Source organism: Allopontixanthobacter sp. (genome assembly GCF_034376665.1).
GTDB lineage: Bacteria > Pseudomonadota > Alphaproteobacteria > Sphingomonadales > Sphingomonadaceae > Allopontixanthobacter.
This window is the reverse complement of sequence record NZ_JAXMJI010000036.1, coordinates 1-17,494: the sequence shown is the minus strand read 5'-3', so window position 1 is coordinate 17,494 and position 17,494 is coordinate 1. Positions and strand designations below refer to the sequence as shown.

Annotated in this window: 11 protein-coding genes, 1 tRNA gene and 2 pseudogenes; 8 read left to right on the top strand and 6 right to left on the bottom strand. The window is 63.2% G+C overall.

What is annotated here, in order from left to right:
- The 4 genes and pseudogenes from U0988_RS13820 to trxA all read left to right on the top strand — a co-directional run.
- Positions 1–120, top strand: a pseudogene (locus U0988_RS13820) (F0F1 ATP synthase subunit C); the annotation flags it as partial.
- A 219-nt stretch (positions 121–339) separates the two neighbouring features.
- On the top strand, positions 340–1,221 hold the full coding sequence (locus U0988_RS03815) for a PD-(D/E)XK nuclease family protein (RefSeq protein ID WP_416172358.1): 882 nt from the start codon (positions 340–342) through the stop codon (positions 1,219–1,221).
- Positions 1,218–4,700: a double-strand break repair helicase AddA gene (gene addA, locus U0988_RS03810; protein WP_322291313.1), complete on the top strand. Its 3,483-nt coding sequence runs from the start codon at positions 1,218–1,220 to the stop codon at positions 4,698–4,700. Before U0988_RS03815 ends, addA begins: the two co-directional genes overlap by 4 nt.
- A 46-nt stretch (positions 4,701–4,746) precedes the next feature.
- Positions 4,747–5,067, top strand: a complete 321-nt coding sequence (gene trxA, locus U0988_RS03805; RefSeq protein ID WP_322291312.1) for a thioredoxin — start codon at positions 4,747–4,749, stop codon at positions 5,065–5,067.
- On the opposite strand, the gene U0988_RS03800 is transcribed toward trxA, so the two are convergent.
- The gene (locus U0988_RS03800) at positions 5,064–5,873 is read right to left on the bottom strand and encodes an inositol monophosphatase (protein WP_322291311.1); all 810 of its coding nucleotides are present in this window, start codon (positions 5,871–5,873) and stop codon (positions 5,064–5,066) included. The genes trxA and U0988_RS03800 overlap by 4 nt on opposite strands.
- Positions 5,870–7,096, bottom strand: coding sequence for a bifunctional glutamate N-acetyltransferase/amino-acid acetyltransferase ArgJ (gene argJ / locus U0988_RS03795; protein WP_322291310.1), 1,227 nt, complete (start codon positions 7,094–7,096; stop codon positions 5,870–5,872). Before argJ ends, U0988_RS03800 begins: the two co-directional genes overlap by 4 nt.
- Positions 7,097–7,181: 85 nt before the next feature.
- On the opposite strand from argJ, the gene U0988_RS03790 reads away from it, so the two are divergent.
- Together U0988_RS03790 and secA are read left to right on the top strand one after the other, a co-directional pair.
- Positions 7,182–7,454, top strand: a complete 273-nt coding sequence (locus tag U0988_RS03790; RefSeq protein WP_322291309.1) for a hypothetical protein — start codon at positions 7,182–7,184, stop codon at positions 7,452–7,454.
- 148 nt (positions 7,455–7,602) lie between these two features.
- Positions 7,603–10,350, top strand: coding sequence for a preprotein translocase subunit SecA (gene secA / locus U0988_RS03785; protein WP_322291308.1), 2,748 nt, complete (start codon positions 7,603–7,605; stop codon positions 10,348–10,350).
- 80 nt (positions 10,351–10,430) lie between these two features.
- Here secA and U0988_RS03780 read toward each other — a convergent pair.
- Together U0988_RS03780 and U0988_RS03775 are read right to left on the bottom strand one after the other, a co-directional pair.
- Positions 10,431–10,505: transfer RNA gene (locus U0988_RS03780), tRNA-Asn, on the bottom strand.
- Positions 10,506–10,609: 104 nt separating this feature from the next.
- Entirely contained in the window at positions 10,610–11,398 is a 789-nt protein-coding gene (locus U0988_RS03775) for an NAD kinase (protein ID WP_322291315.1), read from the bottom strand.
- Between the two features lie 138 nt (positions 11,399–11,536).
- Between U0988_RS03775 and U0988_RS03770 the strand changes: the two genes are divergently transcribed.
- Positions 11,537–12,856, top strand: coding sequence for a GGDEF domain-containing phosphodiesterase (locus U0988_RS03770; RefSeq protein WP_322291307.1), 1,320 nt, complete (start codon positions 11,537–11,539; stop codon positions 12,854–12,856).
- A gap of 4 nt (positions 12,857–12,860) precedes the next feature.
- Here the strand turns inward: U0988_RS03770 and mfd are convergent, their stop codons facing one another.
- Both mfd and U0988_RS03760 read right to left on the bottom strand, forming a co-directional pair.
- Complete coding sequence (mfd, locus tag U0988_RS03765; RefSeq protein ID WP_322291306.1) at positions 12,861–16,337, bottom strand: transcription-repair coupling factor; 3,477 nt, start codon at positions 16,335–16,337, stop codon at positions 12,861–12,863.
- Between the two features lie 34 nt (positions 16,338–16,371).
- Positions 16,372–16,650, bottom strand: a complete 279-nt coding sequence (locus U0988_RS03760) for a succinate dehydrogenase assembly factor 2 (protein WP_322291305.1) — start codon at positions 16,648–16,650, stop codon at positions 16,372–16,374.
- Positions 16,651–16,702: 52 nt separating this feature from the next.
- Here U0988_RS03760 and U0988_RS03755 point away from each other — a divergent pair.
- Positions 16,703–17,494 (top strand): annotated as a pseudogene (locus U0988_RS03755) (ATP-dependent DNA helicase RecG); the annotation flags it as partial.

Genomic DNA, 17,494 nt, shown 5'->3' with positions numbered 1-17,494 from the left:
CCGGAGCTGGTGCCGATGCTGTCCGGCCGCATGTTCCTGCTGGCCGGCCTGATCGACGCCGCGTTCATCATCGGTCTGGCCATCGCGCTGTTCTTCGCGTTCGCCAACCCGCTGCTGGCCGCGCCGGTGCTGCGGGCGCTGGGTGTGCCGGGCGCAGATTTCCGGATCGGCCTGTCGGCGCATGATCTTGCCGGAGCGCTCGGCGCGCCGGAAGTGGTGCTCAGCCGGGCGCGGCGCGATACCGCGGGTCCGGCGATTCCTTCGCGGTTCCTGCTCCGGGTGCAGGCTTTGCTCGGCACCGACCTGCTGCCGCGCCACCAGCTGACTCACGCGAGGGAAATGGCCGCTGCGCTCGATCATGCCCCGCCGCCAGAGCTTTACGAGCGTCCACAGCCGCGCCCCACACCTGCGCAGCGGCGGGTGCAGATCAGTGTGACCGCGCTCGACCGGCTGCGTTCGGACCCCTATCAGTTCTACGCCGCGAGCATCCTGCGCCTGTCGGAACTGGAACCGCTCGACGCCGAACCGTCGGCCGCATGGCGCGGGACAGCGGCGCATGAAATACTCGAACATTGGCACAAGAGCGGCCGTCCCATGCAGGAGGTCGCGGCCGAAGTGTTGCAGCAGATGAACGCCCATCCGCTGATGCGCGCGCTGTGGCGGCCCCGCCTGCTGGAGGCGCTCCAATGGGCCGAGAAGACCATTGCCGCATTCGAAGGCCGGACCCCTGTGCTGTTTGAAAAATCCGGCGAGATGGAAATCAGGGGCATTACCATCAGGGGCAAGGCGGACCGGATCGATGTGCTGGCAGACGGCGGGCTGGCCATTGTCGATTACAAGACCGGCGCGCCGCCGAGTGGAAAGCAAGTCGCCGCGGGTTATGCGCTGCAACTCGGCACGATCGGACTGATCGCGGAGCGGGGCGGCTTCGAGAGCGTCAAGGGCGAGGCGCGGAAGTTCGAATATTGGTCGCTCGGAAAAAGCGACAGGAGCGAGACCGGTTTCGGCTATATCGTCAGCCCGGTGAAGGATGGTCGGAACCACAGCCAGATCGACCCGCTCGACTTTCTGCCGATTGCGGAGGATCTGCTGCACGATGCGCTCGACCGGTGGATCCTCGGCGATGAACCCTTCACCGCGCGGCTCAATCCCGATGCGGTGACCTACAACACCTTTGACCAGTTGATGCGGCTCGATGAATGGATGGGGCGGGAAGCATGAGCGGCAAGACGCTGGTCTATCCGCTCAGCGGCAATCAAGCGCAGGCTGTCGATCCGGCGGACAGCGTGTGGCTGTCGGCGTCGGCAGGCACCGGCAAGACCCAGGTCCTGTCCGCGCGGGTGCTGCGCCTGCTGCTGCGGCCCGATGTCGATCCCTCGCAGATCCTGTGCCTGACGTTCACCAAGGCCGGCGCGGCGGAAATGGCCACGCGGGTCAACGAAGTGCTGGCCAGTTGGGTACGTATGGACAGCCCCGCGCTCGCCGCCGATCTGAAGGCGATTGGCGAGGGGGTGGACGAGGCAACCCTGGCCCGCGCCCGGACTCTGTTCGCCAGCGTGCTCGACAGCCCCGGCGGCGGGCTCAGGATCGACACCATCCACGCCTTTTCACAATGGTTGCTGGCGGCGTTTCCGGCGGAGGCGGGGCTGACCCCCGGCACCCGCCCGATGGAGGACCGCGACCGTGACTTGCTGGCGCATGAAGTGCTGGCCGCGATGCTGGTCGATTGGGAGGAAGGCCGCGAAGAGGCGCTGATCGCCGCGCTCGAAATGCTCAGCATTCGCCTTGGCCCTGACGGTGTGCGCGCATGGCTGATGCGCTGCGCCGAGGCGCGCGAGGCATGGTTCGGACCCGGCAGCTGGCAGGAACCGCTCGAAGGCAGCGTGCGGCGGATGCTGGGCCTCAGCGCCGATGCAGGGCCGAACAGTCTTGCGGCGCTGTGCGGCGATGATGTGTTCGATGTTCGCAATCTGCAGCGCTGCCTCGAAATCAACCGTGACTGGAGGACCGCGACCGGTGATAAAGTCGCTCTTGCCCTGCAGGAATGGTTGGCGGGCGATTCCACGGCGCGGTCCGAGCGATTGGCCGGCCTTGGCGACGCTTTGTTCACCCAGAAAGGCGAAATCCGCTCACTCGGCAATCTGAGCAAGAAGGCACCCGATTACGGCGAATTTGTCAGCCGGGTAAGGGAATGTCTCGACAAGGCCCGTGAACACCAGGCCTTGCTCAACCTCGTCGATTTCCTGACCCCTACCTTGCTGGTCGGGCGGCGATTCGCTTTGCGGTGGGAAGACGCCAAGACTCGCGAAGGGTTCATCGATTTCGATGACCAGATCCGGCAAGCGGCGGCTTTGCTGTCGAAATCCGACCTGTCGGAGTGGATCCGTTACAAGCTGGACCGGCGTTTCGACCATATCCTGATCGACGAAGCGCAGGATACCAATGAAGCGCAGTGGTCGATCATCACCGCGCTGACGGGCGATTTCTTCACCGGTATCGGCCAGCGGGAGAATCGGTTGAGGACCATATTCGTCGTCGGCGACTACAAACAGGCGATCTTCGGATTCCAGGGCACCAGCCCGAAGAATTTCTCGAACAACCGCGACCGGTTCGCGCAAATGATGTCGGCGGCTCGCGCGAACGCATCCGAACTGCGCGAGCGTATCAACGTTCGGGAGTTGCTCGAAATTGGTTTGGGCCGGTCCTATCGAACCGCACAGCCGGTGCTCGATTTCGTTGACCGGGCGATCGAAGCAATTGGGCACAAGCAGTTCGGTCTTTCGCAACAGCCCGAGCCGCACCGCGGCGATGCAAGGCCGGGCGAAGTGGTGCTGTGGAAGCCGGTCGGTGCCCAGCAAGGCGACGATGCGGCGGAGGGCGACGATACAGGAGAAGGGCCCGAAACCTGGATTTCCGAACCGGAACGGCGAATGGCGGACCGGATCGCCGCGCAAATCCGCTTGTGGCTAACGGAAGGCTATCCACTGGTCAAAGGCAAGGCGCGAAACGCCGGGCCGGGTGACATCATGGTGCTGGTACGCAAGCGGCGCGAGTTGGCGGGGCTTATCGTGGCGCGGCTCTATGCTGCCGGCGTTCCGGTGGCCGGGGTCGACCGGCTGAGGTTGGGGGCGCCGCTCGCGGTCAAGGATTTGCTGGCCGGGCTGCGCTTTGCAGTTCAGCCCTTGGACGATCTCAGTCTCGCCAACTGGCTGGTCTCGCCGCTGGGCGGATGGAGCCAAGACGATCTGCTCCACCACGCGCACCGGCCCAGGGGTACACCTCTGTGGGATCAATTGCGCCGCAGCGAGGAACCGCTTGTGGCCGAAACCTGCGACCGGCTGCGCGACCTGCTGCGGCTGGCGGATTACGAATTGCCGCAGGCGCTGCTGCACTGGATGCTGACCGGGCCGTGGCAAGGACGGCGGAGACTGGTCGCCCGGCTGGGCCGCGATGCCAACGATCCGATCGACGAACTGCTCAACGCCGCGGCCAACTACGCCGCGGCGCATACCGCCAGCCTGCAGGGGTTCATCCAGTGGTTCGATGCGGGCGAGGGCGAGTTGAAGCGCGAGGCGGGGGCGAGTGACGGGCTGGTCCGGGTGATGACCGTCCACGGATCGAAAGGGCTTCAGGCCCCGCTGGTTATCCTGGCCGACGCGACCGGAAATCCCGACACATCGCCGGTGCGCGGACTTTCGCTGGTGGATGGGGATCGCACCATACCACTGCCCCCGCTTCGCACGGGTGAGAAGGTCGGCCCTATAGTCGAAGCAGAAGCGCTGGCGAAGGGCAACGAGCGGGAGGAACATTGGCGGCTGCTATATGTCGCGATGACCCGCGCGGAAGAAGCGCTGTTCGTCGGCGGCGCGTTGGGAAGAAGGGAAACCGCTCCAGCAGCCGATAGCTGGTACGCGCGGCTCGAGCCCCTGTGCGGCGCCGAGGCGGAGCCCGATCCGGTGTGGGGAACCCGCAAGGCCCACGGCGCGCGGCCCGGTCCCGTTTCCGGCGCAGGGACCGATGCGACCGCTGCTAGGCCCGAATTGCCGCACTGGGCGATCACGCCAATCGGTCCGGAGCCGCGACCACCGCGGCCGCTCGCGCCATCCTCTGCCGGCGGCGAGCAGGGGGCCGACCCGCCGCTGCCGCCGGAGATTGCCCGCGATGCCGCACGGCGGGGCGTGCTGATCCACAGCCTGCTGGAACGCCTGCCCGATGTCGCTCTCGAAATGCGCGAACATTCGGCGCGGGTATGGCTGGCGCGGCAGGCACCCGACCTGGCCGATGCCATGCGCGAGGATATGCTGCAATCCGCGCTTACCGTACTGGCGACGCCTGAATTCGTAGAGATTTTCTCGCCCGCCGCCTTGGCTGAGGTTCCGCTCGCGGCCATCGTGGAAGGCCAGGTCATCGCCGGCACCGCCGACCGGTTACTGGTCACGGACAAGGCGGTGACGGTAGTCGATTTCAAGACCGCACGCCGCCCGCCCACCGGGCTAGCGGATCTGCCGCGCAGCACCCTGCAGCAGATGGGCGCCTATGCAGCGGCTCTGGCAGAAATCTATCCGGGCCGGACGATCAGCGCCGCAGTGCTGTATACGCAGACCCCGCTGCTGGTTCCCGTCCCGCCGGATATTCTGGCGCAGTACAAACCCCGGTTGCTCCCCGCACAGGAAAGCTTTTCCGCTTCCCTGCTTGAGTGATGCGCCGGAGCGACTAAGTTAGAGACAATCGATAAGGAGAATAATCATGGCGACAATCAAAGTCACCGACGACAGTTTCAAGGCCGACGTACTCGAATCCGGCAAGCCCGTGCTGGTGGATTTCTGGGCCGAATGGTGCGGCCCGTGCAAGATGATTGGCCCGGCGCTGGAGGAAATCAGCGACGAACTGGCCGACCAGGTGACGATCGCCAAGATGGACATCATGGAAAATACCGGCGTTCCCGGCGAAATCGGCGTTCAGTCGATCCCGCTGATGGTGCTGTTCAAGGACGGCAAGCCCGTGGCCCAGAAACTCGGCGCTGCGCCCAAGGGTCAGCTGAAGAGCTGGCTGGAAGGCGTGCTCTAGGGCATCCCGTCCAGCCGTACCGCAAGTTCTTCGAACAATTCCGGCGTGGCCGCACCGATCAGACCGGTGCGGCCATGTTCGTCCACCCGGTAGGGCGATCCGTCCAGCCGCGCCGCCTTGCCGCCGGCTTCGTTAAGCCACAAGACACCGGCGGCATGGTCCCACGGCAGGGTCCGTTCGAAAATCGAGACATCGTTGGTTCCGAGCGCGAGCCGGGGATATTGCTCGGCGGCGCAGCGGGGAATATCGACCAGGCTGTAATGCGGCGCAATGTGGTCCATGACCGCCTGACGCTTGTCCGGATCCATATACTGGGTTGAAATGGCCGCCACCGGCAAGTCAGCCCCGCTGATCCGCGTATAGATTCGCTTCCCGTTGATAAATGCACCATTGCCGAAGTGGGCGCTGCACAGACGGTCCGTCAGGGGGTCGTAGATCCATCCACTAAGCGCTGCTCCGCCGGACGCCAGGGCGATCAGGATGCCGAAAGGCGGGCGGCCATGGGCGAAATTGTTGGTCCCGTCGATCGGATCGACGATCCAGCAGTCACCCGAAAGCCGGTCGAGCACGGAAGGGTCGGCATGCGCCGCTTCCTCGCCCACGATCGGGACTCCGGGAATGATCCGCGCCAGACCTTCGGCCAGCCGCTCTTCCGCCAAACAGTCCGCCACGGTTACCAGATCATCCGGGGATTTTTCATCGATCTGGTCGGACGTAAGACTTTGGTAATGCGGCAGAATGATGTTCTGCGACACATCGCGCAGGAGGCTGAAAACCGCCTCGTGAAAGGCCGTGGCCTCGGTCATGAACGGTAATCGGCGTTGATAGCGATGTAGCCGTGGGTCAGATCGCAGGTCCAGACGGTGGCGCGGCCCTGACCAAGCCCGAGATCGACTCCGATGGAGATTTCCTGACCTTTGAGATGCGCGGCGATGGGGGCCTCGTCATAGGAGTCGACTGCGAGGCCGGCCTGCGCGACCCATTTGTCGGCAAAGCGGATTGCGAGTTTGTCCCGGTCCGCCGGTTCCCCCGCCTTGCCCACGGCCATCACGACCCGGCCCCAATTCGCATCCTCCCCCGCGATCGCGGTCTTGACCAGCGGCGAATTGGCGATCGACATTCCGATCCTGTGCGCACTTGCGTTCGAAACTGCCCCCGTGACCGCGATTTCGATGAACTTGCTCGCACCTTCGCCGTCCCGCACGACGAGATGGGCAATCTGGCGGCACACATCGTGCAGCGCGGCCGCAAAGGCATCCGCGCCCGGATCCTCGAAGCTGGTCAGCGGCGGGTTGCCCGCTCTCCCCGTTGCGAAGGCCAACACGGTGTCACTGGTGGACGTGTCGCTATCCACGGTGATGCAGGAAAATGTCTGCGCATTGCTGGCATTCAGCAGCTGCTGGAGGAATTCCGGCGCGATCGCGGCATCGGTGAAGATATAGCCCAGCATGGTTGCCATGTCGGGCGCGATCATGCCGCTACCCTTGATGATCGCCGCGAGTTCGACCCTTTTGCCGCCGACCATGGCGGAGGCTGTTGCGCCTTTCGCAAAACTGTCGGTAGTGGCGATCGCGTTCGCGGCTTCTTCCCAGCTGCACGGGGCCGCCTGCAGCGCGGCGGCAATCCCAGCCTGCGCCTTGTCCTTGGGCAGGGGCACCCCGATTACTCCGGTGGAGCAAACAAAGACTTCGCGCGGGTCGCAGGCGAGGTGTCCCGAAACCTGCGCCATGATCTGTTCCACCGCTTCGCGTCCGCGGCGCCCGGTGAAGGCGTTGGAGTTGCCCGCATTCACCACCAGGGCGCGCGCCGTGCCGGATTTGACCTGTTCGCGGCCCATTTCCACTTCGGTGGAGGGGCAGGCGCTGCGGGTGAACACCCCGGCGACACTGGTACCTTCGACCAGTTCGACATAGGTCAGGTCGGCCCGGTCCCAATCCTTGTACCGCGCCCGCGCCGTGCGCAGCGTGACTCCGTCGATGACGGGCATTGCGGGAAAGGGCAGGGCGAGGGGGGAGCGGGTTGGGTCCATGGCGGTGCATCTACTGCGGCACAGCGGCAACGTAAATGCGTTTGCGAGTGGACTAATTGACGCGGACTCCATATATTGATCAGTAATGTTTCGCCGTCTTCTCACCTGCCTTGCGCTCATCACCGGCCTTGCGGCTGTGGGTGCGCCTGCCAATGCGGCGGTGTTCGATACGTTGAGCGAACAGGTTAGCGGCACCAGCGCGGATTGCCAGCAGGGTAAGGTCACGCAGTGTGATTGTGTCGTTCATCCAGCCACCAGTCCGACGAAGGATGATCCGATAAAGGTTTGCAAGGTTCGCAAACCCATTGTGATCTTCATCCCCACGATCCATTTCGGGGCCGATCGCGCTTACGAGTAGCGCTGGGTAATTAGCTCTGGGTCACCAGTGCTGGGCGAATAACGCCAGGATTTCTGCCCAATTTCCGACATTCAGAGGCTGCGCGGCTGCATCAGGCGCTCGCTGCCGATCCATTCCGATATATTCCGGCCCGACAGGACCCATTCCCATGCTCAAGACACTCGCCAAATCCGTATTCGGGTCCTCGAACGACCGCTACGTCAAATCCATCGGCAAGATCGTCGACCAGGTAAATGCCTTGGAAGACCAGATCACCGCGCTGTCGGACAAGGAACTTCAGGCCCAGACCGAGAAATTCCGTGCTCAATTGGCCGATGGCAAGACCCTCGCCGACATACTGCCCGAAGCCTTCGCCACCGTTCGCGAAGCATCCGTCCGCGTGCTGGGTATGCGGCACTTCGATGTCCAGCTGATCGGCGGTGTTGTGCTGCACCGCGGGGAAATCGCGGAAATGCGCACGGGCGAGGGCAAGACGCTGGTGGCGACGCTGGCGACCTATCTCAACGCCGTCGACGGCAAGGGCGTCCATGTGGTAACGGTCAACGATTACCTCGCCCGGCGCGATGCCGAATGGATGGGCCAGCTGTACACCTGGCTGGGCCTGACTGTCGGCGTGATCGTCCCCAACCTCGGCGAATTCGAGCGGCGCGAGGCCTATGCTGCCGACATCACCTACGGCACCAACAACGAATTCGGCTTCGATTATTTGCGCGACAACATGAAGCACGAACGCAGCCAGATGGTCCAGCGGCCGTTTAATTTCGCCATCGTCGATGAGGTGGATTCGATCCTCATCGACGAAGCCCGGACTCCGCTGATCATCTCCGGCCCGACCGAAGACAAGACCGAGCTGTATGTCCAGATCGACGCCATCGTGAAACAGATCGACCCCGATTTCTACGACGCGGACGAAAAGACCAAGAACATCTCCTGGACCGAAGAAGGGTCCGTAAAGGTCGAACAGATGCTGGCCGATGCCGGCTTGCTCGAAAGCGACAATCTGTATGATGTGGTGAACACCCAGGTGGTCCATCACCTCGATCAGGCGCTGAAAGCGAACATCATGTTCAAGCGCGACACCGATTACATCATCAAGGACGACAAGGTCGTTATCATCGACGAATTCACCGGCCGGATGATGGACGGGCGCCGCTGGTCCAACGGATTGCACCAGGCGGTCGAGGCCAAGGAAGGCATGAAGATCGAGCCGGAAAACCAGACCATGGCCTCGATCACCTTCCAGAATTATTTCCGCATGTATCCCAAGCTGGCAGGCATGACCGGCACCGCCGCCACCGAAGCGGGCGAGTTCTGGGAAATCTACAAGATGAATGTGGTCACCATCCCCACCAACGTTCCGGTCCTGCGGATCGACGAGGAAGACCAGTTCTTCAAGAACACCGAGGACAAGTTCAAGGCGATTGCCAAGGCGATCGCGGAAAAGGCCGAAATCGGCCAGCCGACGCTGGTCGGCACGGTTTCGATCGAGAAATCCGAACTGCTGTCGAAATTCCTCGACGCGGAAGGGGTCAAGCACTCCGTCCTGAACGCGCGCTTTCATGAAAGCGAAGCGCATATCGTGGCGCAGGCCGGGCGGCTCGGTGCGGTTACCATCGCCACCAACATGGCGGGGCGCGGAACCGACATCCAGCTCGGCGGCAACGTCGAGTTTCGGGAGAATGACGAACTCGCCGGAATGCCGGAAGGGCCGGAGCGCGACGCCGCGCTCGCCCGGATCAAGGAAGAGGTCAAGGTCGAACGCGAAAAGGTGCTGGAGGCAGGCGGCTTGTTCGTGCTCGGCACGGAGCGTCACGAAAGCCGCCGGATCGATAACCAGTTGCGCGGCCGTTCGGGCCGCCAGGGCGACCCCGGCCTGTCCCGCTTCTACCTTTGTCTGGAGGATGATCTGCTGCGCATTTTCGGGCCGGACACATTGTTCAGCCGGATGATGAATTCCAACCTGGAAGACGGCGAGGCGATCGGTTCCAAGTGGCTCAGCAAGGCGATCGAAACCGCGCAGAAAAAGGTCGAGGCGCGCAATTACGACATTCGCAAACAGGTCGTCGAATATGATGACGTGATGAACGATCAGCGCAAGGTCATCTACGAACAGCGCGCCGAGATCATGGATAGTGAAGCGGTTGACGATGTGGTCGTCGATATGCGCCACGACACGGTCAACTCGATTGTCAGCACCGCTTGCCCTCCCGGCTCCTATCCCGAGCAATGGGACATCGCGGGCCTGAAGCACCGCACCGCCGAAGTGCTGGGGATCTCGCCGCCGATCGACAGCTGGCTGGAAGAAGACCATGTCGAGCCGGAAATCATCGAGGAGCGGATCCGCACCGAAGTGGACGCGATCATGGAACGCAAGATCGCGGCTTCGGACCCGGCCATCTGGCGCCGGGTCGAAAAGAGCATCCTGCTCGAACGGCTGGATTACCACTGGAAGGAACATCTCGCGACGCTCGATGCGCTGCGGCAGGTGGTGTTCCTGCGCGCCTATGCCCAGAAACAGCCGATCAACGAATACAAGCAGGAAGCTTTCGGTCTGTTCGAGCACATGCTGGATTCGCTGCGCGAAGACATCACCGGCATCCTGCTGAAGAGCGAATTGCGCATGGCACCGCCGCCGCAGCAGACCTTGCCCGATCTGCCCGATTTCCTGACCGGCCATGTCGATCCGCTGAGCGGTCTCGACAATTCCGATGATAACGACGGGTCTGCCGGGCGAGAGGCGATGTTCGGTTCCTTCGCCGGTTCCCCGCGCGCAGCGGCCGGACCGGGCGGTTCGAACCAGGACAACCCCTACTCCGATATGAACATCAGCCGGAATGCGCAGTGCCCCTGCGGTTCGGGCAACAAGTACAAGCATTGCCACGGCTCTGCGGCATAAGCCGGAGGCCACGGCAAACATCGAGGGCCGGTTCAGCACTGCTGATCCGGCCCTTCGAGAATTTCCTTACAGGAAAAGAGTGGCTCCCCGAGTTGGATTCGAACCAACGACCAAGTGATTAACAGTCACCTACTCTACCGCTGAGCTATCGGGGAACACGATCTCAGCTGCCCTTGCGGACAGGAGTGGGCCTATATGCAGGGCGGATTCGTTTGGCAAGTGGATGCGGGCGGGGCGCGCGAAAAAGTCCGGCCCGAATTCACACCAGGAATTGTTCGGCGACGATCCTCTCGTCCAGCGAATGCCCGGGATCGAACAGAAGGGTGAGCTGGGATCCGCGGTCGATTTCGAGCGATACCTCGGCAATGTCGCGCAATTCCTTCTGGTCGGCGACAGCGGAAACGGGACGCTTTACCGAATCCAGTACCCGAAAGGTGATGCGGCTGCGATCAGGCAGGATTGCCCCGCGCCAGCGCCGCGGCCGGAATGCGGAGATCGGCGTCAGCGCCAGCAAATTGGAATCGAGCGGCAGAATCGGACCGTTGGCGGACAAATTGTAAGCGGTCGAACCGGCCGGGGTCGCCACCAACACGCCGTCGCAGACCAGCTCCCGGATCCGCACCTTGTCGTCGACGATCACCTCCATCTTGGCCGTCTGGCGGGTTTCACGCAGCAGCGAGACCTCGTTGATGGCGCAGAATGTATGGTGCGTGCCGACTTGCGTCACCGCCTCCATCCGCAGTGGGGAAATCGCGATCGACCGGGACCGGTTCACCCGGGCGAGGAAGCTTGACCGGCTGCGCTGCTTGTTCATCAGGAAGCCGACTGTTCCGAGGTTGAGGCCGTAAGCCGGGATCACGCGCCCGTTGTCGAGCATATGGTGGAGGGTTTGCAGCATGAAGCCGTCGCCGCCCAGGACAACCACCGCCTCGGCTTCCTCGACGGGAACCCAGTCGATCAGGCCGCGCAGCTCTGATTCGGCTTCCACCGCCTGTTCGGTGTCCGATGCGAGCAGAGCGAGCCGCGTAAAATCGTGTCTGTCGGTCAGAAGTCCGCTCCCCCGCGCGCCGGCGCGATTGCCGTTGACGTTCCTATGGGCCGCTGTGCCATTTGGCAACGCATCTGACAAAGCGCGGGTGTGTCAGCGGTTTCCCGGTAAAGGCAGGCGATGACAAATTTGCGACGAATGAATGACAAGTCGGCGCCGGCCAAGCCGCGCGATGTGCTGACCGGTCTGGCTGGGGTCGAGGCGGCACGGGACCGGCTTGACGATTGGCAAGGTTCCGCAGCGGCGGAAGGTCGGGCCTCGCCGGTGCACGTCATGCTGCTGTCGCTGGGCCGTTTCGACACGGTCAATCTGGCCTATGGCGAGGCGGCAGGGGACGGTGCGCTGATCACGGTGGCGCAGCGGATCGGCCATTTCGCGGAGGATGAATTCGAGGACGGGGAATGGATCGCGGCGCGGATCGGTGGCGGAAAATTCCTGCTGGCGGTGCGCGAAGCCTGCAGCCGCGAACGCTGGCAATGGCTTGGCGAGGCGCTGGCGGATGCCGTGGCGTTGCCGATTACAGCAATCGACAATGCGAGCACCCTGCGCCTGTGGCCGCGCGTCGCGCTGATGCGGGCCATGCCGGGGGAGGGGCCGCAGATGATCTTCGACCGCGCGGGGGAGGCACTGGAGCGGGCGCATCGCAGCCACGGCCAGCGCGTTGTCTGGGCCGATGGTACCCATGCGCCGCGGGGGCGCCCCAGTGCACAGTTGGAAGCCGATTTGCTGGCCGCGCTCGACCGTGGCGAAATCGAAGTGGTGTTCCAGCCGCAATACAGCCTGCCCGATGACCGGTTGGTCGGGGCGGAGGCATTGGCCCGCTGGCAACATCCGCAATTGGGCCGCATTGGTGCCAGCGCGCTGTTTGCAATTGCCGAACGGGCGGATCACGTTGCGCCGCTATCCCGCCATATTGCCGAACGGGCGTTGGCGGAGGCTGCGCATTGGCCGTCCGGCTTGCGCCTGTCGCTCAATGTCACACCGGCTGATCTGGCCGCCGCCAGTTTTGCCCGTGAGCTATTGGCGATGGCTCGGGCATCCGGATTTGCCCCGGGCCGATTGACGCTGGAAATCACCGAACATGTCTTGCTGGCCGAACTCGAACGATCGGCGGCAATGCTCGGTGATCTGCGGGACAGCGGAGTGCGCATTGCGCTCGATGATTTTGGGGCCGGATTCTGCAATTTCCGTTACCTCCAGATATTGCCGCTGGATTACCTCAAGCTGGACCGGGCGATGGTGGAAGGGATCGCAGATGCACCGAAAGATCTGGCGGTGTTCCGGGCAATTGTCGCGATGTCCAAGGCCTTGGGGCTCCAGACGATTGCAGAGGGTATCGAAACGCGGGGCCAGCGTGACCTGATCGCCAGCGAAGGGTGCGAGTTTTACCAGGGGTTCCTGCAAGCCGTCCCAATGGAAGCAGAAGAATTCGCCGTGCTGGCGCGGCGGGCCTGCTGAAAGATCAGCGTCGGGCGGCTTTCCGGGCGATATTGCCGAGACCCTTGGTCAGCTGGAACAGGCCATTAAGCCGCGAAACGGGATCGTTCCACGCCCGGTTGATCACCAGCTTCATGTCGGGCCGCAATTTTGCGGTTTCACCCAGCCGTTCGACATAGGACAATAGCCCCATCGGGTCGGGAAAATCGTCCTTGTGGAACGTCACCAACGTGCCGCGCGCGCCGACATCGATCTTCGAAATATTGGCGGTGATCGCCTGGTGCTTGATCTCGATCAGCCGGATCAGATTGCTGGTCGGCTGCGGCAGCGCGCCGAACCGGTCGATCATTTCTGCTGCCATCGCCTCAATCTCGGCCTTGTCCTGCGCATTGTTCAGGCGGCGATAGAGCGCCATCCGCACGGTCAGGTCCGGGACGTAATCTTCGGGGATCATGATCGGCGCATCGACCGTGATCTGCGGGCTCAGCTTGGCGGTATCGCGTTCCAGCCCGGTATCCCCGGCCTTGACCGCCATTATGGCGTCTTCCAGCATCGACTGGTACAATTCGAAGCCTACTTCTCGGATATGGCCCGACTGTTCGTCGCCCAGCAGATTGCCCGCGCCGCGAATATCCAGATCGTGGCTGGCGAGCTGGAATCCGGCACCCAGGCTGTCGAGATCGCCGAGCACTTTCAGTCGCTTTTCGGCCACTTCGGACAATTGCTGGTCGCGCGGGTGGGTCAGAAAGGCATAGGCGCGCAGCTTCGACCGGCCGACGCGGCCGCGAAGCTGGTACAATTGGGCCAGCCCGAAACGGTCGGCGCGGTGAATGATGATGGTGTTGGCGGTGGGAATGTCGAGCCCGCTTTCGACGATCGTAGTCGACAGCAGCACTTCGTATTTCCGGTCGTAGAACGCGCCCATCCGCGCTTCGACCTCGGTTGGGGACATCTGGCCATGCGCGCTGATTGCCTTGATTTCGGGCACATGCGTGTGGAGCCATTCTTCCACGCTGGCCATGTCGGCAATGCGCGGCACCACGATAAAGCTCTGCCCGCCGCGGTGATGTTCGCGCAGCAATGCCTCGCGCATTACCATGTCGTCCCATTCCATCACATAGGTGCGGACGGCCAGCCGGTCGACCGGCGGGGTCTGGATAGTGGAGAGTTCTCGCAGGCCCGCCATCGCCATCTGCAACGTGCGCGGGATCGGCGTGGCGGTCAGCGTCAGGACATGGACGTCGGCGCGCAGCTGTTTGAGCTTTTCCTTGTGGGTGACGCCAAACCGCTGTTCCTCGTCCACGATCACCAGGCCGAGGTCCTTGAACCGGGTGGATTTGGACAGGATTGCGTGGGTGCCGATGACCACGTCCATTGTGCCGTCTTCCAACCCCTTGCGGGTGTCGGTCATTTCCTTGGCCGGGACGAGGCGCGAGAGGCGGCCGATTTTGAGCGGGAACCCGGCGAAACGATCGGCGAAATTGGTGTAATGCTGGCGGGCGAGAAGGGTGGTTGGCGCGACCACGGCGACCTGCTGGCCGTTCATGGCCGCGACGAAGGCGGCCCGGAGCGCAACTTCCGTCTTGCCGAAGCCGACATCACCGCACACCAGCCGGTCCATCGGCTTTCCGCTTTCGAGGTCGCTCAGCACGTCGGAAATCGCGCGGTCCTGATCGTCGGTTTCTTCCCACGGGAATCGGTCAACAAACTGGTTGTAGGTCTGCTCGTCCGCGCTCAGCACCGGGGCTTTGCGCAGGGCGCGGGCGGCAGCGGTTTTCATCAATTCGTCCGCGATTTCGCGGATGCGTTCCTTCATCCGCGAGCTGCGGCGCTGCCAAGCCTCGCCGCCGAGTCGGTCAAGTTGGACGAAGTCTTCCGACGATCCGTAGCGCGAAAGGACTTCGAGGTTTTCGACCGGAATATAGAGCTTGTCGCCCCCGGCGTATTCCAGCATCACGCAATCATGCAGGCTCTTGCCCGCGGCAATCGGTTCCAGCCCGAGATAGCGCCCGATGCCGTGGTCGCTGTGGACCACCAGATCGCCGGAATTGAGCGCTGACAATTCGGCCAGGAAGGCGTCCGCGTCCTTGCGTTTCTTCTTGCGGCGGACCAGCCGGTCTCCGAGAATGTCCTGCTCGGTCAGCAGTTCCATCTGGTCGTTTGCAAAGCCGCTTTCGAGCGGCAGCACAAACGCTGCCGGTTTGCCTTTCGCCGAGAGTCCAAGCGCTTCCTGCCAGCTTCCTGCAAGCGCGGTCACGCACCCGGCTTCGGACAGGATCGAGGCGATGCGTGCGCGGCTGCCGGTGGAATAGGCGGCGAGCAGGGGACGCTTGCCCGCTTTGCCCAACGTCTGCAGATGCTGGGCGGCGGCGCTGTAGATATTGTCCCCGCGCGCTCGCTCCGGCGTGAAATCGCGGGCCGACGTGAAGCCGAAATCGACCACCACCGTGCTCGGCGGTTCGGCAAAGATGCTGGTCTTGTGAACCGGCCACTGGTTCAGGAAACCCTCGTATTCGGGCCGCGTCAGATAAAGCGCATCTTCGGCAATCGGGCGGTAGCTGCCCGCCTTCTGGCCTGCAGCCGCCTGGCGCGATTGATGGTATTCGGTAATGTCCGACAGGCGCTCGTCACCCGCCGAAATTGCCGCTGTATCGATAATGATCTGGTCGTCCTTCGACAAATGATCGAACAGCGTCGCCAGCTTTTCCTCGAACAGCGGCAGCCAATGTTCCATCCCCGCCTGCCGACGTCCCTCGCTGACCGCCTGATACAGCGGATCACCGGTCGCCGCCGCGCCGAACATTTCGCGGTAACGCCCCCGGAACCGCTTGATCGTGTCGTCGTCCAGCAAGGCCTCGCTGGCGGGCAGCAGCAGATGCTCCTTCAGGATCCCCGTGCTCATCTGGGTGCCGGGATCGAACAGGCGCAGGCTTTCCAGCTCGTCCCCGAAGAAATCGAGCCGCAGCCCCTGTTCCAGTCCGGACGGAAAGATGTCGAAGATCGAACCACGCACGGCGAACTCGCCCGCGTCGATGACAGTGTCCGTGCGCGAATATCCCTGCCGCATCAGCAGATGGGTCAGGCTGTCATGGCCGATTTCGGTGCCCGGTTTGAACCGGCGGACAGATTCGCGAATGCGAAACGGTGTCAGCACCCGCTGCAGCACCGCATTGACCGTGGTGACCAGCAATTGCGACCCGCGTTTGCCGCTCTGCAGGCTGTGCAGCGCAGCCAGGCGCCGCGCACTCACCGACAGGGCGGGACTGGCGCGGTCGTAAGGCAGGCAATCCCACGCGGGGAATTCGATCACTTCCAATTCAGGAGCGAAGAAATGGGCAGTGTCCGACACCGCCCGCATCGCCGCATCGTCCGCCGCGATGAATACCGCGCGTCCTTTCGACGCGCGCGCCAGATCGGCCAGCACCAGCGGCTGCGCCCCGCGCGCGACGGAGGACAGGGTCAGCGGGGTGTTCGCATCGAGAATGCGGGACAGATCGGGCATCAAAAGCTCTAATCGAAAAAGTGATCGGGAAGGGTCAGCGGGGTATTTCGACGTAGTCCAGCCGCATCATCAATTCCATCTGCGGACTGACCATGCGCTCGGGTACGGTTTGTGTTTTTAGCGCCCAGGCCATGATGTCGACGTCGTCTTCGTCCAGCAGGGTCTCGAACCAAGCGAGTTCGGCTTCGCCCCAACTGCCGTGATACCGGTCGAAGAAGCCGCCGATCATGTAGTCGGCTTCCCGCGTACCCCGGTGCCAGCCGCGGAATTTGGCGCGGGCGAAACGAGCTTCGAGCGATGATTTTTCGGGCATGGGGGGCGGTTAGGGCACTCGCCATTGCCGTGCAAGCGGCTATAGGAAGGGTATGCGCCCGGAAGCCCTCAATCCCCTGTTTGTCGAGGTTGAGGCGTTGGAAGGAGTGGGGCCGAAACTCAGGAAGCCGCTCGAGAAACTGGGGCTGTCCCGGGTGCGCGATATCATCTTCCATTTGCCCGAACGCTTCGTAACCCGCCGTGCGATTGCCGATCTGGACGCGGGCAGCGAGGGCGAGCAGATCGTCGTTGCGCTCACCCCGATCGAACATCGCAGTTCCAGCGGCCGCGGGCCGTACCGTGTTCTCGCGCAGGACGAGGTGGGTAACGTCTGTTCGCTGACCTATTTCGGCCGCGCATCCTTTACCGCCAAAAAGCTGCTTCCGGTGGGGGAGAAGCGCTGGGTTGCCGGGCGGCTCGACCGTTATGGCGACATGCTCCAGATCGTCCATCCCGACCATGTGGTGGCCGATGGCGGCGACACGCTGGGGCGGCTGAGTGAGCCGGTCTACCGCCTGTCCGAAGGGTTGACGCAGCCCAAGGTCGCCGGGCTGGTCGAACAGGCGCTGGCCCGGCTGCCGGATATGCCCGAATGGATCGAGCGGGCGCAGCTTGCGAAGGCAGGTTGGCCGGACTGGGCTGATGCATTGCGCGCTGCCCACAAGAGCGAGGATCCCGGCCCGCGCGACAGGATCGCCTATGATGAACTACTCGCCAACAGTCTCGCTTTGATGCTGGTGCGGGCGGACAATCGCGCCCGCAGAGGTCAACCACTACGCGGCGACGAGGCGTACCGCAGCAAGCTGCAATTGCCGTTCCCGCTCACCGGAGCGCAGACCCGCTCG